The 24,756-nt window shown below is 41.2% G+C and carries 25 protein-coding genes; 9 read left to right on the top strand and 16 right to left on the bottom strand.

The features are described 5' to 3' along the window. The first annotated feature begins 193 nt into the window (after positions 1-193). The 4 genes from CST_RS06280 (at position 194) to CST_RS06265 (ending at position 2,379) form a co-directional block, all read left to right on the top strand. Complete coding sequence (locus CST_RS06280) at positions 194-499, top strand: hypothetical protein (protein ID WP_015484990.1); 306 nt, start codon at positions 194-196, stop codon at positions 497-499. Positions 500-538: 39 nt separating this feature from the next. After that, positions 539-1,132 (top strand): signal peptidase I, encoded by a 594-nt coding sequence (locus CST_RS06275; protein ID WP_015359004.1) that lies wholly within the window; start codon positions 539-541, stop codon positions 1,130-1,132. 169 nt (positions 1,133-1,301) lie between these two features. Continuing rightward, a complete protein-coding gene (locus CST_RS06270; protein ID WP_237266385.1) occupies positions 1,302-1,658 on the top strand; it encodes a hypothetical protein in 357 nt (118 codons plus the stop codon). A gap of 238 nt (positions 1,659-1,896) precedes the next feature. Beyond that, positions 1,897-2,379: a TasA family protein gene (locus CST_RS06265; protein ID WP_015359002.1), complete on the top strand. Its 483-nt coding sequence runs from the start codon at positions 1,897-1,899 to the stop codon at positions 2,377-2,379. A gap of 148 nt (positions 2,380-2,527) precedes the next feature. Here the strand turns inward: CST_RS06265 and CST_RS13505 are convergent, their stop codons facing one another. After that, positions 2,528-2,683 carry a hypothetical protein gene (locus tag CST_RS13505; RefSeq protein WP_015359001.1) on the bottom strand — a complete coding sequence of 52 codons (156 nt, stop codon included), beginning with the start codon at positions 2,681-2,683 and terminating at the stop codon, positions 2,528-2,530. 1 nt (position 2,684) lies between these two features. Between CST_RS13505 and CST_RS06260 the strand changes: the two genes are divergently transcribed. The 5 genes from CST_RS06260 to CST_RS06240 all read left to right on the top strand — a co-directional run bounded on the left by CST_RS06260 (position 2,685) and on the right by CST_RS06240 (position 7,679). Further along, entirely contained in the window at positions 2,685-2,990 is a 306-nt protein-coding gene (locus CST_RS06260) for a hypothetical protein (RefSeq protein ID WP_015359000.1), read from the top strand. 38 nt (positions 2,991-3,028) lie between these two features. Beyond that, positions 3,029-3,934 (top strand): hypothetical protein, encoded by a 906-nt coding sequence (locus tag CST_RS06255; RefSeq protein WP_015358999.1) that lies wholly within the window; start codon positions 3,029-3,031, stop codon positions 3,932-3,934. 76 nt (positions 3,935-4,010) lie between these two features. Next, positions 4,011-4,706 carry a class D sortase gene (locus CST_RS06250; protein WP_015358998.1) on the top strand — a complete coding sequence of 232 codons (696 nt, stop codon included), beginning with the start codon at positions 4,011-4,013 and terminating at the stop codon, positions 4,704-4,706. 199 nt (positions 4,707-4,905) lie between these two features. Beyond that, on the top strand, positions 4,906-6,060 hold the full coding sequence (locus tag CST_RS06245) for a hypothetical protein (protein WP_015358997.1): 1,155 nt from the start codon (positions 4,906-4,908) through the stop codon (positions 6,058-6,060). Positions 6,061-6,698: 638 nt separating this feature from the next. Then, on the top strand, positions 6,699-7,679 hold the full coding sequence (locus CST_RS06240) for a tyrosine recombinase XerC (protein WP_015358996.1): 981 nt from the start codon (positions 6,699-6,701) through the stop codon (positions 7,677-7,679). A gap of 5 nt (positions 7,680-7,684) precedes the next feature. Here CST_RS06240 and CST_RS06235 read toward each other — a convergent pair whose 3' ends face one another. The 15 genes from CST_RS06235 to CST_RS06165 form a co-directional block, all read right to left on the bottom strand. Continuing rightward, entirely contained in the window at positions 7,685-11,287 is a 3,603-nt protein-coding gene (locus tag CST_RS06235) for a stalk domain-containing protein (RefSeq protein ID WP_015358995.1), read from the bottom strand. 149 nt (positions 11,288-11,436) lie between these two features. Continuing rightward, positions 11,437-12,873 (bottom strand): aminopeptidase, encoded by a 1,437-nt coding sequence (locus CST_RS06230; RefSeq protein ID WP_015358994.1) that lies wholly within the window; start codon positions 12,871-12,873, stop codon positions 11,437-11,439. A gap of 221 nt (positions 12,874-13,094) precedes the next feature. Beyond that, positions 13,095-14,576: a stage IV sporulation protein A gene (gene spoIVA / locus CST_RS06225; RefSeq protein ID WP_015484989.1), complete on the bottom strand. Its 1,482-nt coding sequence runs from the start codon at positions 14,574-14,576 to the stop codon at positions 13,095-13,097. 143 nt (positions 14,577-14,719) lie between these two features. After that, on the bottom strand, positions 14,720-14,950 hold the full coding sequence (locus CST_RS06220; protein WP_015358991.1) for a hypothetical protein: 231 nt from the start codon (positions 14,948-14,950) through the stop codon (positions 14,720-14,722). Between the two features lie 37 nt (positions 14,951-14,987). Beyond that, positions 14,988-16,292 carry a replication-associated recombination protein A gene (locus CST_RS06215; RefSeq protein ID WP_015358990.1) on the bottom strand — a complete coding sequence of 435 codons (1,305 nt, stop codon included), beginning with the start codon at positions 16,290-16,292 and terminating at the stop codon, positions 14,988-14,990. Positions 16,293-16,354: 62 nt separating this feature from the next. Beyond that, a complete protein-coding gene (gene trmD / locus CST_RS06210) occupies positions 16,355-17,068 on the bottom strand; it encodes a tRNA (guanosine(37)-N1)-methyltransferase TrmD (RefSeq protein WP_015358989.1) in 714 nt (237 codons plus the stop codon). Beyond that, on the bottom strand, positions 17,065-17,574 hold the full coding sequence (gene rimM, locus CST_RS06205) for a ribosome maturation factor RimM (RefSeq protein ID WP_015358988.1): 510 nt from the start codon (positions 17,572-17,574) through the stop codon (positions 17,065-17,067). Before rimM ends, trmD begins: the two co-directional genes overlap by 4 nt. 55 nt (positions 17,575-17,629) lie before the next feature. Then, positions 17,630-17,980: a preprotein translocase subunit YajC gene (yajC, locus tag CST_RS06200; protein ID WP_015484988.1), complete on the bottom strand. Its 351-nt coding sequence runs from the start codon at positions 17,978-17,980 to the stop codon at positions 17,630-17,632. Between the two features lie 198 nt (positions 17,981-18,178). Further along, positions 18,179-19,312: a tRNA guanosine(34) transglycosylase Tgt gene (tgt, locus tag CST_RS06195; protein WP_015358986.1), complete on the bottom strand. Its 1,134-nt coding sequence runs from the start codon at positions 19,310-19,312 to the stop codon at positions 18,179-18,181. A gap of 91 nt (positions 19,313-19,403) precedes the next feature. Further along, positions 19,404-19,931 carry a LiaF transmembrane domain-containing protein gene (locus CST_RS06190; protein WP_015358985.1) on the bottom strand — a complete coding sequence of 176 codons (528 nt, stop codon included), beginning with the start codon at positions 19,929-19,931 and terminating at the stop codon, positions 19,404-19,406. An 88-nt stretch (positions 19,932-20,019) separates the two neighbouring features. After that, positions 20,020-20,850 carry an alpha/beta hydrolase gene (locus tag CST_RS06185; RefSeq protein WP_015358984.1) on the bottom strand — a complete coding sequence of 277 codons (831 nt, stop codon included), beginning with the start codon at positions 20,848-20,850 and terminating at the stop codon, positions 20,020-20,022. A gap of 25 nt (positions 20,851-20,875) precedes the next feature. Next, positions 20,876-21,901, bottom strand: coding sequence for a tRNA preQ1(34) S-adenosylmethionine ribosyltransferase-isomerase QueA (queA, locus tag CST_RS06180; protein WP_034842468.1), 1,026 nt, complete (start codon positions 21,899-21,901; stop codon positions 20,876-20,878). Positions 21,902-22,027: 126 nt separating this feature from the next. After that, positions 22,028-22,741: an ABC transporter ATP-binding protein gene (locus tag CST_RS06175; protein ID WP_015358982.1), complete on the bottom strand. Its 714-nt coding sequence runs from the start codon at positions 22,739-22,741 to the stop codon at positions 22,028-22,030. Between the two features lies 1 nt (position 22,742). Continuing rightward, a complete protein-coding gene (locus CST_RS06170; protein ID WP_015484987.1) occupies positions 22,743-23,405 on the bottom strand; it encodes an ABC transporter permease in 663 nt (220 codons plus the stop codon). Between the two features lie 108 nt (positions 23,406-23,513). Continuing rightward, the gene (locus CST_RS06165) at positions 23,514-24,524 is read right to left on the bottom strand and encodes an ABC transporter substrate-binding protein (RefSeq protein ID WP_015358980.1); all 1,011 of its coding nucleotides are present in this window, start codon (positions 24,522-24,524) and stop codon (positions 23,514-23,516) included. Between the last annotated feature and the right edge of the window lie 232 nt (positions 24,525-24,756).

The following is a 24,756-nucleotide window of genomic DNA, read 5'->3' as shown; positions in this document are numbered from 1 at the left end:
AAGATATACCGTCAAAATTATATCATCCAGCAAATAATACAATGGATTGAAAAATAAAAACTGTGTGTTTCCGAAGTTTAATGGAATTGATTTTTTCAATCGGCGAAGCTGCTTCAAGGGAACAGACCTGAAGAATTTATCAATGAAATGGAAATACCGGAGACAACGGGATTTGAGCCGGGGGAGGGAATTCATGACACTAAAACAAAAAATTAAAGCCGGTTTTTGTAAAAAATCGGTTATTGTGGTTATTTCCTTGGTTGCGGCTTCAGTAGGACTGTTGACGACAGTTATGAATACAAAAGCATATTTCAGCACTCGTCAGCATGACATAATCAAACTGACCGTCACTGATGATGTATACCGAAGTATCATTGAGCAGCTGCTCCCTCGTACCGATACAAAGATACCCCATACCGTATCCGATGACGTTTACGGCGACACTTTGCTTTATGTTCCGCAAGAGGATGTCGTAACTGATTTTAACATTCAGAATTAACATTCAGATGAAATAAACAAGGAAATGGGGGAGCTCTGTATGGCACCTGAAAGAGAGAAAAAACCGGCGGCAAAGACAGTTCTTAATGCGTTAAGCACTGTCGTATCACTTTTTTTATTGTTTTTTGTCATATATATGCTGTTTTTGATTTTTACCGGAATGAGAAACAATGAACAGCCAACCGTTTTTAATCACCAGATATACATCGTTCAAAGTGACAGTATGAGTCCGACATTTAAAACCGGCAGCGTTATAATCGTTAAAGTCATCAATCCGCAATCCGTCAAGGTGGGGGATATTATTACCTTCAAAAAGAAAAATGACTCGGTACCAACCACACACAGGGTTGTAGAAATAATTGAGGAAAACAATACAAGACAGTTCATAACAAAAGGGGACGCAAACAACATGAATGATCCCACTCCCGTTGCTGAGAATTTTTTAATTGGCAAGGTTGTTCTTTCCATTCCAAAGCTGGGATATGTGATGGCATTTATAAGAACTAAAAACGGGATTTTCACTGTAATGTTAATCCCTGTGTTTATTATTTTGGTTACTCAGATTGCCGGGCTGTTAAAAGTAAGAAAAAAATACAAATCTGAAGTTGACGGGAATATAAAACCAGGTACCTGAGGCGTACTTGTCGTGTAAGGAGGTTTTCCGGTTTTCCATGAAAAAAACGATAATAGTATACATGTTGCTGTGCTTGACAGTATTCATAATGTTAAGCGGTTTAACCATATCATATTTTTATGACAGATCTGATAAATTCCAAGTGTTCTTTACCACGGGCGTTCTGGAAATGGAACTGGACAATCTTACGGAAGACACAGATAACTGGCTTCCTGGCAGACAAAACGCAAAAGAAATTAAGTGGTCTTTTAAAAATGTCGGAAACCATCCAGCATGGGTACGGATAAAAATCGAAGGCGAATGGAACCCAGAATTTCTGAACGATATAGCAATCTGGGAACAGAAACATAGTGGCTGGTATAAACAGGGAGAATATTATTTTTACCAGGAAGCTGTTTCTCCAAATCAATCCGTTGATATAGACTTTGATGTCTGGCTGAAGATGGATAGTATCGACGAAAGTTACAATTCGGCGGAGTATACGATTAAACTTACTCTGGAAGCTTCTCAGCTGAATTGGGATTAGGGTTTGGAAGTTATAAAAGACATGAAAACGGGGGTGAAAAATGAGAGTATGAAATGATGATGGCAGCCTCAACACCAGGGCAAAGGCAAAAGAAAAGGAATGCACATTGGTATATTACTTATTAACAGATGTGTTTTTGCTGTATACGAAGTGCAAAAAACATGACGGACCTGCGGTTAAGGCAACTGCCTGTAAAATGTTCCAAATAAAAATATATTTACAAGGAGAGTGCTAATATATGAAAAAGAAAACGTTACTTATAATGCTTTCAATTGCGGTATGCGTTGCATTGATCGGCGGTGCTACGATGGCATGGTTCACCAATGAATCCGAAGCCACCGATGCGGTATTCATTGCAGGAACGGTTAATATTAAAGCCAATGGTGCGACAATACTTGGAAAGAAAAACTACAACAATATTACCCCCGGTGACTGCTTCATTGTGGAATATGATATTGAAAATACAGGAACAACGGATGTTGAATTGCGTACGATACTTGATCTGTCATGGAATAATGACCTGGAACTCGATAATGTATTTATTATACCCCACCCGACCACGAACTGGGTATTATACCAGCCTGAAGATGAAACAGGTCCGGAACACCCGGTATATGTGTATTACATGGGCGGACCCGTATCACCGGAAGATATTGTAAAGCTTCGCTTGGTTGTATACTTTGATGGAGAAATGATTACCAGGGAGCTAAGTTTACAATAGAAGGTAAAGCTGAAGCCGTTCAGTCCTCCAATAACGCTCCTGCAGCTGTATGGGGCGAAGAAGGCTGGGAAGAGGTAAACACGGAAGGTTATGAATTCCCGTATAAAAATTGGTTAAATATTAATCCAAATGATATCAAATGCTACAATCACAACCCTGACGCTGAACCGACACCTGAACCGACGCCCGAACCAACACCTGAACCAACTCCTGAACCAACTCCTGAACCGACACCCGAACCGACGCCTGAGCCAACACCCGAACCAACGCCTGAACCAACTCCGACCCCTACACCTGCACCCACATTGGAGAAGTTTAATTATAACGTAAAAGTTGAGCATGATTCTGACAGAAGCGGTGGAAATAAGAAAACGCATATAAAAATAAGCTTTACCAATGCAAGAGGCGGCGATAACAAGCTATTTACCGGCGAACAGAGATTTAAAGTGGAATACAGAATAGCAGATTATCCCTGGCCATTCCCGGATGAGTATGCTTCCGCTGAAATAACGGTATCTTTTAATAACGGAAAAGGAGAATATACTTTGAGTGTTGACAGAAATTACTCCATCACTTCGGGTACCACGAGAGTTATAAAACTTGCTAATTAGAAATATGTCAAAACCGGCTCAGGAGAGGATGTGGTCTTTTGTCAAACAAAAAAAACCTTGTGGCAAAAGCGGTATTAATAACGGCCTTTTCCCTGGCAGCTTTATGTACGTTCTGTATTATTCAGGTAAACGCCATAGAAGTGGTGGGAACTGATACCGGTTTAAGAGTGGAGTTATCAGGTAACCCTGTGCCCACCGGGAATCTCACACCTGGGGATACAAAAACTTCCATGATGACAATATCCATAGAGCCTGAAAGTGGCGCATCCTCTCTTCGTGTTTGGATACGTTCCGAGATAGTTGAATCAATACCGGGAAAGGACGTAAACGGTATCATTGGTAACCTTGATGACAGACTTATACTGACGGTAACTCACGAAGACGGGAGAGTATTACACAACGGTCCGATTAGCAAATTTAACGAAAATATTCTGGTGGGTGATATAAGAAAAGGTGAGCCGGTTGATCTGACATTTACCGTTCACCTCCCCGGTGAAACTACTGGAAACGAATATCAGGGAGCGTCATTAAAAGTAAGATGGATACTTACTGCGCAATATGACAGGCGGCCATCCGACACACCTACGGTGCCGCCCATTTCCCCAACTATAGAACCGCCTTCACAGAGCGTAACACCAGTACCTTCCCAACCACCACCGGATGAAGCCGGGGAGCAAAACCAGCCCGATATATCTCAGGAAACGCCTGAAACAGTGGAAATAGAAGATGAAGAAATCCCTGCGAGTTTCGGCGAACCCGACGGTTATGATAATGACGAACCGGGTAATGATGCAAATGAAACCGAGATAATAATTATCGAAGACGGGGAAATACCCAAAGGACTTCCAAAAACGGGTGAACTGCCTCCAATAGTATTCTTCGGGGTTGGAGCTTGTATAATATACGCGGGAATAAGACTTAATCGAAATAAAGCAAAACAATGATTCACTTGGCCGGAGTATCAAAACTCCGGCTGGTTTTTTTAATCATTTGTCTTGAGATAAGGTTGGGAGAGTTAAAATGAGGTTTAAATCAGTGTTACTGATAATTATAGGTGTATTAATTGCAATGTATCCTGTGGTAAAGGATATTTACACGATATACATGCAAAAAAAACTTCTTAAAGAGTGGGAAGAGGAGACAAAAACACATCGACTTAGCGGTGTGTTCGCCGCAAATACCTCTGAAACGGATGAAGATGCGATAAATTCTTATCTTACTCTTGATGAAATATTCTCTCATTTAAATGAAAGCGAGACAGAAGACACGATGAATGAAAATGAAAAATCCCATACTGTACTGGGTGTGATTAAAATAGAAAAAATCAATTTGCTTTTGCCGGTGATTGATGGTGCCACTCCCGAAATATTAAAAATTGGTGCAGGGAAATTGACAGGCACAACCGATATTGGTCAGATAGGGAATACCGCCATATCTGCTCACCGAAGCCATGCTTACGGGCGAAATTTTAACAGGCTGGGCGAACTGGAGGAAGGGGACATTGTAGTAATATCCACCGCTGACGCTGATTACACATACAAAGTATTCAATATTCAGATTGTCGAACCTGACGATGTATCGGTTCTTAAAAAAAGCAAGACAGAAAGTATATTAACTCTTATTACATGTCATCCTCTATATAAGGCAACTCACAGGCTGATTGTCCAGGCGCGGCTCGTTTCAGCAACCTTTCATAGCATTTCTCACACAGAGTAAAGATATATCCAAAATCTGCCGATTTCAAGGGCTTATTTTTCCCTTTTTAAGCCAGATCCACTTATTATTGGTTTTAAATAAACTGTTTTTATATTCATATTTTATGTGATATAATTGGTTTAATAGATATTTTTGCAATATACAACAATAGCAGAGCCTTAATATCGTTAGGGGCTATTTTTTTCAGGAGGGGTACAAGATGGTTGAAATAGTTGAGGTCAAAACAAGAAAACAATTAAAGGATTTTATTATGTTTCCGTTTAAATTGTACAAGGACAATCCGTACTGGGTCCCTCCGCTCATAATGGATGAGTTTAATACTTTAAACAGGAAAAAAAATCCCGCTTTTGAATATTGTGATGCCAAATACTGGCTTGCCTATAAAAACGGGAAACTTGTAGGGAGGATTGCCGGAATACAGAATCATGCCTATGTTCAAAAATGGGGAAATAAGTATACCCGTTTTGGATGGGTGGATTTTATAGATGATCCCGAAGTTTCGGAAGCATTGTTCAGAACTGTGGAAAACTATGCCAGAGAAAATGGGATGGAGGCAGTTCACGGACCGTTGGGTTTCTGTGATATGGACCACCAAGGTCTCTTGGTTGAAGGTTTTGATGAAATGGGCACAATTATAACATATTATCATTATCCGTATTATAAAGAACACCTGGAAAGATTAGGTTATGTAAAGGACGTCGACTGGCTTGAACATGAAATTATTGTGCCTGAAAGCAGCGAAATTGAAAGGATTAATAAAATAGCAAGCCGATCCTTTGAAAAATATGGTCTCCGCATGCTTGATCTGAAAAATAAAAAGCAGATTAAGCCTTATGCACGGGAAGTGTTTGAGATTATAAACATTGCGTATAATGATCTTTACGGATATGTTACACTGACCGATAAACAAATCCAGGGTTACATTGATATGTATTTTTCTTATGTAAACCCTGATTATATCTGCCTTATAGTTGATAAGGACGACAGGCTTGTTGGCTTTGGGGTTGTTATCCCGTCACTGTCGAAAGCAGTGAAGAAAAATAACGGAAGGCTTTTTCCGTTTGGGTTTATCGATATTCTCAAAGCTATCAAGAAAAATGACACTCTTGATTTATACCTGGTTGCCGTAAGGCCCGAATATAAAATGACCGGAGTCCCGGCGGCAATGTTGAGCCGCTGCCTGAGAAATGCTCACAAAAACGGCGTCAAAAAAGCCATTGCTTCACCACAGCTTGAATACAACCATGCGGTTCAGTCATTATGGCGCTTTTTTGAGGCCCGTCCGCACAGAAGAAGAAGATGTTACATCAAGCATTTGAACGAAAACCCCGAACTGAATTCCGACAAAAATTAAACAAAAGCAATAGGAACGGAATATAACCGTTCCTTATTTTTTAATTTACCACATTCAACGAAATAAAAATTTCGTTGAATGTGGAGTGTAAGGATTTGAGTATAGTATTATTATGGCTGGTTCCGGTAAATTCAATCTATAAACCAGATTTTTAGTAATTCACCAAAATTTCAGAATTTCAACTTAACAAGTGTTCATAATAACAATCTGGAAAGTTTAATCCCAGCCTTTTTAATAAGTTGTCACAGCCGGAAACATTCATCATTTTGCTATATCGTTTGTAATATCATTTTTCCATATCATATACATTATACAGTTGTCGTTTATTGAGAATTGTTTAATGTTGATTAATATCTACTTCTTTAGGAAGCAGCAATAAACATCATAGATAGCTGGAATGTATTTATTTTCTATATATTTTATAATCTCAGAGACATTCATTTTGTTAAGAGTACAACATTAAGACCGTCAAGAAGTTACAGGAAACATTGAAAGTAAAAACATACTCGAACATGCTTTCAGATAATCTCTTCTGCAAGCTTTATTGCTGCATTTACGCTTGATTTTAATGAATAAATCCTATATCATTAAATCAGGTATTCTAATGGAATAATTTACATTACGTTGGGGTTTTACATATGATAAATGGCTTGGAAGACGCTCCGGTTTTATTGAAAGATTTTTTAAACTATATGCAGACCATAAAAGGTAAATCAGCCAATACTGTTCAGGTCTATCTTTATGACCTTCGCGTTTTTATGCGTTTTTTAAAAATTCATAAGAAACTGGTCCCTGAGGATACCGATTTTGATTCCATAGATATTTCCGACGTCGATGAAAATTTTTTAAGAACGGTGACGTTAAGCGATTTGTATTCTTTTATGTCTTTCGTAAGCAATAACCGTTCCAATTCGGTATATGCCCGCGCCAGAAAGGTTGCGAGCTTAAAGTCCTTTTTCAAATACCTTACCACTAAAGCCAAAGTGCTGGATATAAATCCTGCCCAGGAGCTGGAATCACCTAAAATAGTCAAGCGCCTTCCAAGGTATCTGAATATAGAAGAAAGCAAAAAGCTTCTTTCATCGGTCGATGGCAAATACAGTGCCCGCGATTACGCAATCCTTACCCTGTTCCTGAATTGCGGCCTTCGTCTGTCAGAACTGGTGGGAATCAATCTGAACAGCATACAAAATAATACTCTGAGAGTTATAGGAAAAGGCAATAAAGAGCGTATTATACCGTTGAATTCCGCGTGTATTGATGCAATTAACGAATATATGAAAGTCCGCCCTGTGGAAGGGGTTATTGACAAAAACGCCCTGTTTTTAAGTGAGCGTAAACAGCGTATAAGCAAGGCTACAGTGCAGCATATCGTAAAGAAATACATAATTTCCGCCGGATTGGACCCGAAACGCTATTCAACCCATAAACTGAGGCATACCGCTGCCACACTGATGTATAAATACGGCCATGTGGATATACGTGCCCTTCAGGAATTACTGGGACATGAAAGCATAGCCACAACCGAAATATACACTCATCTTGACGAACAGCAGCTTAAAAATGCCGTGGACAGTAATCCTCTCGCCACTTTCAGTGTACCTAAAAAGAAAATATAATTAATTTATTTGCCTTCAATGAATTTTTTGACTGCGTTTGAATAATCCTTGTCGTTTTGGTCGACGGTAATGTCGGCTTTTATTCCGGTTCCTTCAATGTTAATCTGCATGACATTCCAGTAATGGTTTACAAGAAATACCGCGAATTTCCTGCCCCGATCGGTATAAATAACCTGCCCTGTTCCCTTCCCTGCCGTTTTCGTGCCGATTACCGAAACATCGTTACCGAATGTTTTCAGGCCAAGGGTAAAAAATTCCGCAGCGCCTGCTGTTTTTTCGTTAACAAGTATTCCTGTCTTTTTGAACGAAGTATGCCATTTACCAGATGAATAAATATTTACAAAACCATTCCGGTCAATCACATAGCCCGGTGTACATTCCCCAAGCAGAGCATCGAGTATTTTATTTGCTTCATACGTAAGCCCTGTGCTATTATCCCTGAGATCCACAATAAGAATTTTTTCTCCGGGATTTTCCACGCTCTGGATAAATTCTATGAATTGCGCCGAAATTCCCGGATACAGATTTTTAAGCCTTACATAAACATACTTTTCTTCCTGCCTTGTTTCAATTTGATTGACACTGCCATTGTTAAAGTAAAAGTCGTATTCATAACCTGATATCAGCCTGGTTAAACTGTCATCCTGGCTTCTAACTGTACTGAGAAGTTTACGTACATCTTCCACTGTAAAAAGATCACCCTTTTCAATAACTGACTTCATTTCCCTGTTAACATTCTCGGTCTCTTTATAATACAGGTAATTCTCCTTTATAAAATTAGCCAGTTTTTCGCCGGCAGTGGTGGATAAATCATAATTCAGTCTCTCAGAGAGGTATTTCAGCAGACTGTAATCAGGGTAAATGGCTTTTGCCATTTCGGCATATTCCTTTGCTTTCTGGTAATTCTGCAGTTTTTCGTATTCTCTTGCCATATAAGTCATCGTTACAAAATCATTGGGATTGCCGGCCAGTATATCCTCATAGACTTCAATTGCCCGGTCATGTTTTCCAAGATCGGCCAGACACTGGGCTTTTACATACAGAAGTTCCCTGTTCTTTGGAAAATACTTAAGTGAATTATTCACCGCATCAATACATTTGTTGTAATCTCCCATTGAATAAAGAACGGAAATAAGGTTCATATTTGATGTATAATCCAAGCTGTCAAGGGAGACCGCCCTGTTAAAGTAATCCACCGCAGTTTTGTATTCTTCCCTTGCCGAAGCTATACTGCCGAGCAAATTATAAGCTTTGACACTCTGAGTGTATTTCAGTGTTTCTTTTCCCAGTTCTTCAGCTTTTGAAAAATCACCAGTCTTAAAGTAACACATGCCCATTAAAGCAAAGACTTCCTTATCCGACGGATTCACTTCATTATACCGGGTGTATGCCAGTATTGCCTCCTGATACCTTCCGAGGTTATAAAGAGAATTCCCCTTATACAGATAAGCGGTAAATAATTTATTATACATTCCTATTGCAGTATCAAACAATTTAACGGCCTCTTCGTATTTACCCTGTTCAAACTTTTTCAGCCCTTCCGTAATGCTTTTTTCAGCACTTTCCTTTGCTTTTATTGACTGGCTTACAGTATACGGAAGGGTAAGAAAAGCCGTATTGAACTGGCTGTTTATAAAATGATATTTATTGACAAGTTCCTTTATTTCACCCTTTTCTTCAATGCCAGTATCATATTTCAGCATAATATCGAATTCTTCAATATATTTTTTCTTTTTGTCAATTTTCAGTTCAAGTTCGGCAATGTGTATATTAATACCCTTGTCCAGACCCAACAGCGGGAAGATTTCCGAAACAAAGGAATTAAAATTGCCCGAGCCTTTAAGTATATAGCTGTTTTCGGTTTCATGGACATTAAGATTATTGCATAATTCATCGGTGGGCCGGACGTAGTCAAATACCGATTTTTTCATTTCAGCGGCTTCGGATTTGCTAATTTTTGCAATATCCCAGTGAACCTCGTCATCTCTTTTTGAATACAGATTCTCCCCGTCAAGCCAAATTTCAAAAAAGGACATGTTTTCTACCGAAATTTTTTTATGAAATAAAGCTCTGGAGCGGTTTATAGTAGTCTCATAAATAACACTTGGCATACCGGTGTTTTTATCTACTGACGAAGTTTGTACAGTATGTAAAACGTTAAGGGATTTGTGGGCTGAAAAGGCGTCCGAAAGTATCTTTTTGGCCTTATGATAATCCCTTCCGTAAATCCAGTTGTACTGCTGTATATTATTACCGTTTTGCCCCATGCTGAACAAAAGTTCTTCCTTTTTCCCCTCCCCTCTGATGACCGTATACAAAATTAACTTATTATCAAGATAAATACTTTGAGGTATATCCCCTTTCTTATATTCATTTATCGTTAATACCTCGGAACCGTCCTTTTTGCACCTGATAAGGCTGTAACTATTTTCTCGGTTTTCAACGGCAAGGTAAAGCCCTTCGCCCTCCATATTTATCGCCAAAGGAATTTTGTCGGTGATTCTGGTAATTCTGCCGCCCGAAACAGGCACACGATACAGTCCGGACGCGTATTTGCCTTTATTAATATCGGTTATCTCCTTATAAATCACGAAATATAGGAATTCACCATCAGTCAGTTTTAAACCGTAAATTTTCCCGTCATTATAGTTTCCGCTCAATTTACTTGTGAGATTTCTTTTATCCGACCCGTCTATCCTTACCCGGCAAACCGTTCCATTACGGTTATCAAAATAATAAATCCATCCGTTATGAACAAGCCAGTTTTTGGGTGAGAAATCACCGTTTTCCACAATTTTCATGGTCGCAGATCCGTCGGTTCTCGTTCTGTATAAAATTGTTTCATTATCCGCCTCACTGTAATATATCCAGCCATTAACCACCTGAATTGATTTTACCGGCTTATTTACAATAACCTGTTTTTCCGAGCCGTCTTTTTTCATCCTGATAACCCTGGTTACGCCCTTTTCCCTGCCAATACAGTATAACCAGTCGTTGATAATGTATAAATCGCCTGTAATATTGTCGGATATCTTTTCCTTCTGTTTCGTAGTTATATTTTCTTTTATCAGAACTCCGTCGGAAAGCACGTGATAATAATAATCACCGTCGGACGCGAATCTCCCGCCGTTCTGAACATTACCCTGTTCTTTCTGCTCTTTTAAATCATAAATAAAAACCGTTTTCGTCTCGTTTACCCAGTCCACCCTTGCGCCAAGAGCTTCACTTACAAAACGCACGGGAACCATTACCCTCCCGTTCACGCCCACTGCCGGGACTTCCATAATATACGGCACATTATTCACCATCGCAATACGGTTTCCGGGCTGGACACGAACCTCATTTCCCCTTGTAATAACCACCGTTTTTGCAGAATCGTCCCATTGAACCTTTGCGCCAAGAGCCTCAAAAACCGCCCGTACAGGAACCAGTGTGAAACTTTTTACAAAAAACGGAGGTACGTCAACAGCAACCTCTGTATCGTTGACATAAACCCTAATTTCAGGGCCTTCAGTGCTTTTCTGCGCGGTAACATGAAAAGGAAAGGCGATTATGACAAGGAAAATCAGGAGAATTCCAATAAATTTTTTCACAGCATTCTTTAACATTCCGGCCTCCGCTTTTTTACATTTTTCCGGCATTTAACAAAACTCAATAAATTTATTATCTAACAAATATAATACACTTTATGGAGACAACTGGCAATAAAAAAAAAGAACCCCTCAAAGGGTTCTCCGGCTGAGTGGCGATATACCCATCAGTCCAATTTTTCATAAAAAGCTTTATATCCCAAATACGCGGCGTACACATCCGCCTTGCTCGTCACTTCAAACGGAGCGTGCATGCTTAATACGGGCACCCCGCAGTCGACCACGTCCACGCCGAGACTTGCGATATACATTGCTATTGTACCGCCGCCGCCTTTGTCAACTGCGCCAAGCTCACTGGTGTGCCATACAACACCGTTTTCATTAAACACTTTTCTAATCTTTGCCAGCAACTCTGCGTGAGCATCCGACGCCCCGGCTTTTCCGCGCGAGCCGCTGAATTTAAGGATTGCAAGCCCTTTGCCCAGGTAAGCGGCATTAAATTTGTCATGGGTTCCTTCAAAATTCGGATCCACTGCGGCATTTACGTCAGCCGACAGCATAACTGAATTGTTTAGGCAACGCCTTAAAATAATATCCGAATAGTTATCTGTGGTCAAATAACACAGATCTGCGATAAAATCTTCAAGAATTTTCGACTCAGCGCCGGTATTGCCGACACTTCCAATCTCTTCCTTGTCGGTCAGAATGCATACGGCCGTAAACTCAGGATCATTTACGTCAAAAAGAGCGGTTACGGAAGTATACGCGCAAACCCTGTCATCCTGTCCGTAAGCACCGATCATGCTCCTGTCCAGACCTACGTCCTTTGCCTTAAACGCAGGTACAAGCTCAAGCTCTGACGTGAGGAAGTCTTCTTCGGTTATACCGTACTTTTCATGAAGCAGGTTAAGAATATTAAGTTTAACCTTGTCCTTAACCTCCTTGTCGTCATACGGCATTGAGCCCACAAGGGCATTCATTGCTTCGGCGCTGATAGCTTCGCTGAGTTTTTTCTCCATCTGGTCTTTTGCAAGATGCGGAAGCAAATCGGTTATAGTAAGCACGGGATCGTTTTCATCCTCGCCAATGGCAACTTCCACAGCCTCACCGTTCTTTTTTATTATTACACCATGCAGCGCCAGCGGGATGGCAAGCCACTGGTATTTCTTAATTCCGCCGTAATAATGGGTTTTGAAGAAAGCCATATCCGTATTCTCATACAGAGGATTCTGTTTTATATCAATCCTGGGCGCATCTATATGGGCACCAATCATTCTCGTTCCGTCTTCCAGAGGCTTTTTCCCTATTACGGCCAAAATTACCGCTTTATTTCGGATATTTCTGTAAACCTTGTCTCCGCTCTTTAAAGTTTGCTTTTCTTTAATAATCCTGTCCAGATTTTTATACCCCAATTTTTCAGCCTGCTTAATAACTTCCTTTGCACATTCCCGTTCTGTCTTTCCAATGTTCAGAAAGTTCTTGTAACCTTCACAGTAGCTGAATATTTTCTCTTTGTCCCCGATTTTTTCCCACGCATTTGAGGTTTTATAGCCAATTTCATCCATCAGTTTCTGTCCCTTGCTTTTTTCCTTTACTTCTTCCACTGCAAAATACTCCTTTCCGGTCAAAAATATTGGTAAAATTTAAATCACTCATATTATACCACCCATACAGCATAAATACCAGAAAAACAGAGGACATCCGCAATGAATCTTTAATCACTCATCTGGCAATACCGTTAAACTATTATGAAAAAACCCGGATAAGAAATCCGGGAAAAATTTTCTTATATTAATTTCAGTTCAGGATTAATTTACGACGTCTTCTACAGGATAATGCAGATAAGTCCTCCGCTTCCTTCGTTGATTATTCTCTGCAGCGTCTCCTGAAGTTTCATCTGGGCATCTTCAGGCATTTTGTAAAGTTTATTCTGCAAACCTTCGGTTATAAGTTCATACAGTGATTTGCCGAATATATTGGAATCCCAAAGTTTTTCAGGCTGCCCTTCAAACTCCTTCAGCAGATAGTTTACAAGCTCTTCGGATTGTTTTTCAGAACCCACCAAAGGTGCTATTTCGGTCTCAATGTCCGCGCGTATCATATGTATTGACGGCGCACTCGCCCTGAGTTTTACTCCGAACCTACTGCCCTGGCGGATTATTTCAGGCGGCTCGAGGGTCAATTCATCAAGTTGCGGCGCAACTACGCCGTAACCTTTGGTTCTTACCTCATGCAACGCGTATTCAACTTTCTTATACTCCTTCCTTATCGCCGCAAGTTCTTTCAGAACACTGAACAGCTCATGCTCGCCCTGTATATTAAGCCCGGTCTCGGCATTGAGAATCTGATAAAACAGACCGTCGGCCATATTTATTTCTATGTTTATACGCCCGCTGCCCAGCTGCATTTCGGTTATCCTTCCGTTCTTGACAAACTCGTAATTATTAAGGTTGTTTACATTGTTATTAATTTGCCTTATTGTAGCATTGTCATCCAAAACCTCGCGCAGGGCATTTATAATATCGTTTCTGAGCCAGTGCTGCGGATCAAGCCTTGTAACCCAGCGCGGAACATCCACTGCTACTTCCCTGACAGGGAACTCGTAAAGGATTGTCCGCATTGTATCATGAATATCCCTTATGGTCATATTCAGGCAGTCCATCGGCAGAACAGGCTTGTTGTATTTCTGGGAGAGTCTTTCAGCAAGTTGCCTTGTTTCAGGCTGTTCGGGGAAAGCCGAGTTCAGGATAATTATATACGGCTTTTTGCTGTTTTCCAGTTCTGCTATAACCTTTTCTTCAGCTTCTTCATATTCTTCCCGGGGTACATTTGTAAACGATCCGTCACTGGTAATGGCAACCGCAATTGTTGAATGTTCGCGGATTACTTTCCTGGTGCCAGTTTCGGCGGCTTCCTCAAAGGGTACTGGTTCGTCAAACCATGGTGTATGGACCATTCTCGGCATTTCACCTTCCATATACCCTATCGCACTCTTTACCAGATATCCGACGCAGTCAACCAGCCTTACATTCATTGTGGCGTTGTCGTCCATTACGATTTTTACCGCTTCATTAGGAACGAATTTGGGTTCTGTCGTCATTATCGTGCGTCCCGAACCGCTTTGTGGCGTTTCGTCAATAGCCCGCTCCCTTTCATAAGGATTTTGTATGTTCGGAATTACCAACCCCTCCATAAATCTTTTGATAAAAGTGGATTTACCGGTCCTTACCGGCCCGACTACACCGATATAAATGTCTCCGTTCGTCCTTTCGGCTATATCTTCATAAATCCTGTAATCTCTTTCCACGGCGTATCCCCCTCTTAAGAAAGAATTGTTATAACGGGTCACCCGGTCCTTTCTTTTATAATATATTGAACAAGTCCACTATTTATTACAAAAAAATAAAGCCTTCTGAGGCTTTTTTATTTACGTGATTTCACTTTATTAGGTTATTCCAAGGTATCCGATTCGCTTTTGTCATCGGGATCGCCGTTGTTTTCAGGACTGCCGGATGTATAAAACTCACCGTTCCTTTGCCTTTTATCGTAATAAAAAAAGAACAGCACATAAAGCAAAAAAACCGTAATGGATTCCGTAACCCTGTAATGTATAAACATCATGTTAACCATTATCAAAATAAATATTACAAGCGCTATCCATGCAAGGATTCTTTTTCTCAACGCTCATCCACTCCACCATTATTTCTAAAGGTAAAAATTATTTCTTTTTGTTTTCCCTTCGGGTTAAAAGCCAGTCGTGAATTTTTGCCTCATAGCCGTTTCTGGTGGGCTCATAGTAAACGGTACCGCGCATCTCTTCGGGCAGATATTCCTGGTCAACGATATTTCCGGGAAAATCATGGGCATATAAATAACCTTTTCCATATCCCAGTTCGGCCATGCCTTCAACAGGCGCATTCCTGAGGTGCATTGGAACTTCACCCGTATACTTCGTTGCTACATCGGAAAGAACTTTTTCTATTCCTTTATAACATGAATTGGATTTCGGGCTCGTGGCAACCATCACAGCGGCCATTGCAAGTATAATCCTTGCTTCGGGCATACCTATGCGCTCTATTGCCTGCGCTGCTGCCACTGCAACGGTAAGCGCACTGGGATTTGCCATTCCCACGTCCTCGGCGGCACATATGATTATCCTTCTTATAAGATATTCCGGTGTTTCACCGGCATAAAGGGCCCGGCCGAGGTAAAACAGCGCCGCATCGGGATCGCTTCCCCGCATTGATTTAATAAACGCGCTTATGTTATCGTAATGGGCTTCGGACGATTTATCGAAACGTATTGCCTTTTTCTGAACGCAGTCTTCAACTACGTTTTTGTCTATCACATATACTCCGCGATTGTCGGGTTCGGAAGTAAGAACCGCAAGTTCCAGGGCATTCAGCGCTATCCTTGCGTCTCCTTCGGATAACGCGGCAAGCAGGCGCAGCGCTTCATCAGATATGTCAATTTTGAGATTTCCGTAGCCCCGTTCGGGATCGCTGATAGCACGCCTTAATATGGTTATAATGTTTTCTTCGGTTAAGGGTTTAAGCATAAATACCGTAGATCTTGAAATAAGCGCCTTGTTTACTTCAAAAAACGGATTTTCGGTTGTCGCCCCTATGAGAACAATACGGCCGTTTTCAACGTAAGGCAGAAGAGCGTCCTGCTGGGCCTTGTTGAACCTGTGAATTTCGTCTATAAAAAGAACGCACCGTCCTGACGGGTTTAAAAACTCGTTTGAGGTCTCTTCTATAATATCTTTTATATCCTTTACCCCGGCAGTTACGGCATTAAGCTGCCTGAAAACCGATTTTGTGCTGTTGGCTATGACTCTCGCCAGAGATGTTTTTCCTGTGCCCGGAGGTCCGAAAAGGATAATGGAAGATATCTGATCTGCCTGTATCATTCTGTACAGCAGTTTGCCTTTTCCTACGATATGCTCCTGGCCGACAAATTCGTCAAGGGTCCTTGGCATCATTCTGTAGGCCAGCGGTTCTCTCTTTTTATCCCTCGGCAATTAAACCACCTTTCTTTTTACCGGTATTTGCAAAAAAAGCGCACAGCAAATGATCAATTTTGCTAAATTTCAGTTTTTCCTTCTGTAATTTTCTTCATATACTTTTCGTATAAGTCGGGCCTTTTCCGTTTAGTCCTCTCCAGTTTCTGCTCAAAACGCCATTTCTGAATATTGGCATGATGTCCTGACAATAAGACGTCAGGTACTTTTCTTGACAGGAACACCGGCGGGCGAGTATACTGTGGGTATTCCAAAAGCCCGTCGGTATGGGATTCGTCTGACGTCGCACCCGGTGGCAGAACTCCTTCAACAAGACGGCTTACGCAGTCAATAAGCACCATTGCCGGAAGCTCGCCGCCTGTAAGGACGTAATCACCTATGGATATCTCTTCGTCCACGATCTCTTCAATAACGCGTTCGTCCACACCTTCATAATGACCGCAAAGGATTACAATATGTTTTTCCCGGGAAAGTTTTTTCGCAATATCCTGGGTTAAAATTCTCCCCTGCGGGCTCATATATATGGTAAGCGGCTTATAAGGAAGATCTTTGACCACATTCAGCCATGCATCATAAATGGGCTGCGGTGTCATAACCATTCCCGTGCCGCCGCCGTACGGATAGTCATCCGTTTTTTTATGCTTATCCTTTGAAAAATCCCTTATATTATGAGTTCTTATTGTTATAATGCCTTTTTCCCGTGCCCTGCCTATGATGCTTTCGGATAAAAAAGCATCAACGCTTTCGGGAAAAAGAGTCAAAACATCAAAAATCATCGTTCTATCAATCCTTCCGGAAGGACCACCTGAACTCTTTTGTTTTCAATATCCACTTTCAGAACGACATTCAGCAGAGCGGGTATCAGTATCTCTCCGTATTTACCGCCATTGACCACATATACGTCATTGCTTCCCGTCTGCAATACATCGGTTATTTTACCGAGATACTCGTCTCCCTCATAAACCTCGCATTCCAGAAGGTCGGCTATGAAAAATTCATTTTCATCAAGAGGACGGGCATTTTTCCTGTTGACCTTAAGCTCACAGTTTTTCAATTCGGCGGCCTTATCCATTGTGTCAATACCATGGAGCCTAATCAGCACGAAATTTTTGTGATACCGCACACTGTCAACGAAATATTCGGTCAGTTTGCCGTTCTTTTCAACCCAGACTATTTTCAGATAATCAAAACGGCTAATATCCGAAGTTGTGGGTATAACTTTCAGCTCACCATGCACACCATGAGTATTTGCCACTTTTCCAACGGTAAGATATTCAACCAATTTATTCTCCCTCCGTCAATAAAACCCCGACCTTGTCGAGCGGCCGGGGTTGCCATTATTCAGAGATTGGTTTTATTACTTCTTTAACAGCCCATTTCTTTATTGTTATTTTGGTCCTTTCGTTTCCGCTTTCAATGGTAAATTCATCATCCTTGATGTTTATAATTTTACCTGTAATACCTCCGATGGTGATAACTCTGTCGCCGACGATGGCGTTATTGATCATTTCGCGGGTTTCCTTTTCCTTTTTGCGCTGAGGCCTGATAAGGATAAAATACATAAGCACGAACATCAAAATCAGCGGACCGAATTGGATTAAAAACAGATAAAAACTGCTTACTTCAGGTACTTCTTCTGCGGCAGTGTTTGCAGCACTCTCGGCAAATGCTGTTAACAACCAGTTCATGTTATTTCTCCTTTCAATAATATAAAAATATGCATGCTTTTGTAAAAAAGGCATACAAAGCTCAGTCCCGTAAATACAGAAACATTATACACAATTAGTCTCACCAATTCAACCATTTATTGCTTTCAGCCCTTCCGCGCTCTGACATGAACCATACCTTTAACCAGGAATCCTCTGAAAATGAGGCATCCCTCCAAATTATATTCCTGTTTTTGTGTCGTAACCAAACTTCCTGAAAAACTCGTTTCTGAAATCACCCAGGCAATCATTCCTTATTGCTTCCCGGATATTTTCCATAAGCCTGATTAGGAAACGCAGGTTATGCCATGTGGCAAGCCTCAGCCCCAGCATCTCCCCTGCTTTGAAAAGATGCCGAATATATGCTCTCGTAAAATTTCTGCATACATAACAGTCGCATTCCTCGTCAATGGGTGAAAAGTCCTCTGCATATTTTGCATCCCTTATAATAATTCTGCCTTTTGACGTGAACACAGTCCCGTTTCTGCCGATACGCGTCGGCAGAACGCAGTCAAACATGTCTATACCGCGTATGCTTCCGTCTATAAGATAATCCGGGCTTCCCACTCCCATCAGATATCTGGGCTTGTTTTCGGGAAGATAGGGTACTGTTTTTTCAAGCATTTCCATCATTACTTCTCCCGGCTCACCTACGCTTAACCCTCCAATGGCGTAGCCCGGAAAATCCATGGCGGTGAGTTGCTTGGCGCTTTCTCTGCGCAAGTCTTCGTAGACACTTCCCTGGACAATTCCGAAAAGTGCCTGCTTTTCAGGGTTTTTATGGGCTTTAAGGCACCTTTCCGCCCACCGGGTAGTCATTTCCATTGATTTTTTCGCATATTCGTAATCGCACGGATAAGGGGCACATTCGTCAAATGCCATTATTATGTCGGAACCCAGAGCATTTTGTATTTCAATCGATTTCTCCGGAGACAGAAAATGTTTTGAACCGTCTATATGGGACCTAAAAGTAACCCCTTCTTCAGTAATATCACGCAGCTCAGCAAGGCTGAATACCTGAAAGCCGCCGCTGTCGGTCAGGATCGGCCTGTCCCAGTTCATAAAGCGGTGTAATCCACCTGCTTTTTTGATAAGCTCATGTCCGGGCCTAAGGTACAGATGGTATGTATTGCTCAGAATAATGCCCGCGCCTATTTCCTTTAACTCATCAGGAGACATTCCTTTAACCGTTGCCTGGGTCCCCACCGGCATAAAAACAGGAGTGTCAAAGCTCCCGTGAGGAGTATGCACCCTTCCGAGCCTCGCTCCTGTCTGTTTGCATACATGTATCAGTTCATAAGTTACCGCTGCCATTTAATACTCCTTTGCCAAAAACTTCGTTGCAGAAATAACTTGCATGTATTATATATTAGCCAAGTTTTTCATTGCGGTCAATTATTAAAAATCAAAAATCGCCATAGTTCTGATTGGATTCATGACCGTTTTTCCTGTCGTTAATTAGTATTATCACCCCGGCGATAATTAAACCAATTGGCAGAATAAATTTCGAAAAACCTCTTAAATTCCTTATTGTAAAAGTGAATAAAAACAATGAAAAACATGTCAGAATACCGACCGGGATCAACAGTCCTTTTTCTCTGTTTCCGAAATAATACAGTTCAAAAAGTCCTACCGCAGGCGCAAGAAAAACTCCAGGCCACATTACGTTGTAAATATCCCACAGTTCAGATGTTTGAAAAACAATACCCAGTGTTAGAAAAATACCTCCTGGAACCAAAAGCCCCACGTTTTTCCTGTCGGAATAATAACCGGCATGGAAGAGCACTGATACAAATATGAATATCAGCGGCCAGAATTTTGCCAAAAGCTCACCTATACTTGGAATTACACCGAAAGTACTGAGAGTAAGTAAAATCCCTATACATATCAGCGTAACTCCAAGTCCGAATTTCCCGTTTTTTCTGTTATCCATATTTCCAACCCTCCGTAAGGTCAATTTCTATGGATAACATTGTATAACGGTATTATGAAAAAGCCGTTAGCCGTTCATTAGAATTTAATTAAAATTTTTCGTTTTGTGAAAAAATACCGTCAAGCCACTCAATGCACAAATCAATCCATCCCGACACATGCGGGTATTCACCCATATTTCCGTTATCGGTCTCCTTATTTGCCAGTGACAGCCCATGCGGCCCGTATGGATAAATATGAAGTTCAAAAGGGATTTTATTTTTATGTAACGCCATTGCAAAAAGCAGGCTGTTTTCCACCGGGACTGACCTGTCTTCAACGGTATGCCATATAAACGCCGGAGGTGTTTTTTCCGATACGTGGTTTTCAAGCGACATTTCATTTATTAAAGCATCATCAGGATTTTCACCCAGCAAATTGTCCCTTGAGCCTTTATGGGCGAATTCCTTCATCGTTATTACCGGATAACCGAGAATCAGTGCATTGGGTCTGTTTTCCCCCAAAACAATCCCTTCCCTTTTTAGGTACGGTTTGTCGTAATGTACGCCAAGACTCGCAGCCAGGTGTCCGCCGGCCGAAAATCCGCATACGGCGATTTTATTTCTGTCTACATTCCATTCATCGGCATTTTCCCTTATAATACACATCGCTCTGGAAACATCCAAAAGCGGCTGAGGGTGACGGTTCGGAGCCACACTGTAATAAAGAATGAAAGCGTGGTATCCTTTGGCTGTAAACCGCATTGCAATCGGCTCTGCTTCCCTTGGTGAAGTATGGGTATATCCGCCGCCGGGACATATTAAAACAGCGCCCCTCTTTTTTTCACCTGAAAGAATATATGTTTCCATACAGGGTTCAAATCCGTTCAGTTCATTTTTTGTCAATATTCCGTCCCAGATTTTAATTTTCCTGTTAATCAACCTTATTTCCCCCTCACACGAAAAATCAAATTATAAACATGGCATCACCGAAGCTGTAAAACCGGTATTTCAGCTCTATTGCCTCCTTATAGGCATTAAGGACTTTTTCTCTGCCTGCAAAAGCGCTGACAAGCATAAGGAGTGTTGATTCAGGCAAATGAAAGTTTGTGATCAGCCCGTCTATGGCTTTAAATTTGTAACCCGGATAAATGAAAATGTCGGTTTCTCCCTCGGTCGGTCTGACAAAGCCGTTCTCATCCGCAACCGACTCCAGAACCCGGCAGCTTGTCGTCCCGACCGCAATAACCCTTCCTTTATCATTTCTCGTTTTGTTTATAATGTTACAGGCTTCCGCGTCTATTTTAAAGTATTCGGAATGCATTTTATGGTCTTCAATATTTTCTGTTTTCACCGGCCTGAAAGTCCCAATACCGACATGAAGTGTCACTTCAGCAAACCGTACGCCTTTGTTTTTCAGTTCTTCTATAAGTTCTTCGGTAAAATGAAGACCTGCCGTAGGTGCTGCGGCGGAGCCGTTATATTTGGAGTAAACCGTCTGATATCGTTCCCTGTCCTTTAGTTTCTGCGTAATATACGGCGGAAGGGGTATAATGCCCACTTTATCAAGTACTTCTTCAAAAATTCCGTCATAAGTGAATTTCACAATGCGGTTCCCGCCTTCCACTATTTCCAGCACTTCGGCCTTAAGCAGATTGTCACCGAATACAAATCTCGTTCCTACCTTTGCCCTTCTTCCGGGCTTTAACATTACTTCCCAAATATCCTTGTCGTGTTTTTTCAGAAGCACAAATTCAATTTTCCCTCCGGTGTCCTCTCTCACGCCAAGAAGGCGCGCGGGAATAACCCTTGTGTTATTTATTACAAGGCAGTCACCGGGATTTAAATAGTCTTTAATGTCACGGAAATGCAGATGAGTTGTTTTTCCCGTTTTTCTGTCAAGAACAAGAAGTCTTGACATATCCCTTTTTTCCAGAGGGCTTTGGGCAATCAGTTCTTTAGGCAGTTCATAATAAAAATCCTTCAGTTGCATATTGATCATTTCCTTTTGTATAAAAATACGGACTTGTTCATGAGGTTTACGCAAACAGCGTTCCCCATGGTGCCATATGCTATAATACAGAAATTTTTCAGCGCTTACAAGGGGTAGCATTAATGATTATTCCCCAATTACATACTCACTTATTATCTCTTTTTCAAGAGCATAAAAACGCTCATTTTTAACGTTCCGTTCATCAAAAGCCATGGGATTGTGTATTTCTTTCAATATTCCCGTAGGTTTGTCAGAAAGGACGTATATCTTGTCAGAAAGGAGGAGGGCCTCCTGCACATCATGAGTGACCATGATTACCAGAGGCCTTTGTTTTTTCCATAATTCCTTAAACAGATTTATCATCTGTCCCTTTCTTCTGAGATCCAGAGACTGGAAAGGTTCGTCCATTAACAGGATATCTGCCTGTACAATAAAAGCCCTTGCCATTGCAAGGCGCTGTCGCATTCCGCCGCTTAATTCCGCAGGCATGTGGTTTTCATAGCCTTTAAGCCCGACTTTTTCAATCATTTCAAAACATATTTTTTTTCGTGTTAATCTGTCGACACTGTCCGGAAGAACAATCTCTAAATTTTTCCAGGCATTTTTCCATGGTAACAGCCGCGGTTCCTGGAAAAGAAAGGACAGAGTTTTCCCGTCGTTGCCGGTAATTTCTCCTGAATCGGCATTGATCAGCCCCGCCACAATTCTAAGCAGGGTTGTTTTTCCGCATCCCGACGGCCCCAATATGGCCGTTATTGTTTTTTCTTCAAATTCCATACTTATTTTATCTAATATTTTTGTGCCGTTAAAACTTTTTTCTATGTTAAGAAGCTTTATCATTTCAAGTTTTCTCCCTGAACAATATTTTTATCAGCAGGTCAAAAACAACCGAAATAAATACCACTATCAACGCCCAAGCCATGATCCCCGCAAGGTCAATCTGGATTCTGTGCATATACATCTGTGCCCCTATAGACTGATGATTTGCAAAATTAAACACCTCAGCCGTAACCATGACCTTGAAATTCAATCCCAGAGCCGAACGTGAACCTGCGACTATATAAGGCTTCAAGGAAGGAATGTATATATTGCGTATAATCTTTGCGTTGGTGAACTTGTAAATCCGCGCCATTTCGAGAAGTTTCCCGTCCACGTTGCGAAGCCCCTCAGAAATGTTTGTATAAAGTACCGGAAATACAACAAAATAGCAGATAATAACCGGAGTATACGACAGCGGAAGAAGCAGCAGCGCTATCAATATGATTGCGACAGTGGGAATTGCCCTGATAAAACCTGTAACGAGTTCCATCAATCTGTATATGCCTGGAACAAGCTTGCTGACAATACCGAAAACAAGGGCAGGAATAAATGCAGCGGCGAAACTGAAGAAAACGGCTTTCACTGTGTTAAATACCGTAGGAAAAAAAGAAGGGTCTTTTATAACAGACCATAAAGAGGTAATAACCTCATAAGGGGAAGGAAATATCAGCGATTTCCTTCCCATAGACCAAATATGCCATATAAGGATTAATCCGATTAAAAATACAGACGGTAATATGTCCTGAACGTGTTTTTTCACAAAGGTACCCGCTTTTGTATAAAATTCATTCACTTAATTTATTTCGTAATACAATCCGTCGTCGGGCAGTTTCCCGCCAACCGTCTCAGGATTGAATTCATACATGATTTCAAAAATCTGATCCAGTTCTTTTCTGACATCCTTCACGTATTCGTGCCGTATATTATTACCGGGCATTGATTTTTCCACAATGTCGGCAGTCAGGCCCAGTTCAAGCTCTTCGGCCATTGCACCTGCTTCCTTAGGATTTTCATTAATCCAGTCCATTCCTTCGGCCAGTACATTTATATAATCTTTAACAAGCTGCGGATCGTTATTAATCAGGTCTTCTTTTACAAGAATACCGGCCTGCGGATATCCGGCCTTTGAAAGCCCAAAAGCCTTTTTCCATTCTTCCTGCAAGTCCAGGAAAACGTTTGTGTCAGGTTTTTTGCTTAAAACGGTTGACAAGACAGGTTCGGGCAGCATAGAGATTTTTGCCTTTCCGTTAAGGAAATTTGGAGCAAGCTCGGTTGCCCCCGAAAGATATATCAGGTTCACGTCCTTGTCGGGATCCAGCCCGTTTTTCTGTAACAAAGTCCGGAATACTATATCGGGAACAAGCCCCTTGCCCATAAGGTAAATGTCCTGGCCTTTCAGGGCTTCCCAGCCTTCAATTTTTTCGGACGATGCAATAAACAAATTTCCCCATGTTACGACCGACGTGAGTTTGTAAGGGACTTTTTTCTGGTACAGCTGAGCGGCAAGGTTCACCGGCACGACAGCGAAATCGGCTTCCTGAGCCGTAAGACGGGCTACAATCAAATCAGTTGTAGGAACTATTTCATACTCCACTTTTGTTCCGTCTATTTCAGCAGTATCCTTCATGGCTTTCGAAATACTTATGGCTGTTGCCCCAGACGGAGCCACCACTTTTATTTGCCTGGTTTTTGCGGCGTTATTCTGCTCGGTAACATTGCCGGCCGAACATGATGACAGCACAAAAACAGCTAAAACCAGGCAGACGAAAATGAAAAACCTTTTATTCATATTAAAAACCTCCATAAAAAAACCCCTCCTGACGGATGGGTAACGTTGATTTACATTCCCCTCCTCACGGATTTCTCCATGAATTCAGGTATGTAAAATAGAAATCTTCGTTGCAATTAAAATAATTACAACTCAGATAACTATTTGACTTTACGGTATTATCATTTTAACATTTGAGTAATTTCAATACAATCCAGTATTTTCACTATTTAGATCCAAATTTATAAAATTCAGTTGTCATGTTTGC

Source organism: Thermoclostridium stercorarium subsp. stercorarium DSM 8532 (assembly GCF_000331995.1).
GTDB classification, from domain to species: domain Bacteria; phylum Bacillota; class Clostridia; order DSM-8532; family DSM-8532; genus Thermoclostridium; species Thermoclostridium stercorarium.
Note: the sequence above shows the minus strand (reverse complement) of the source record. Positions and strands in the feature narration are given on the sequence as shown.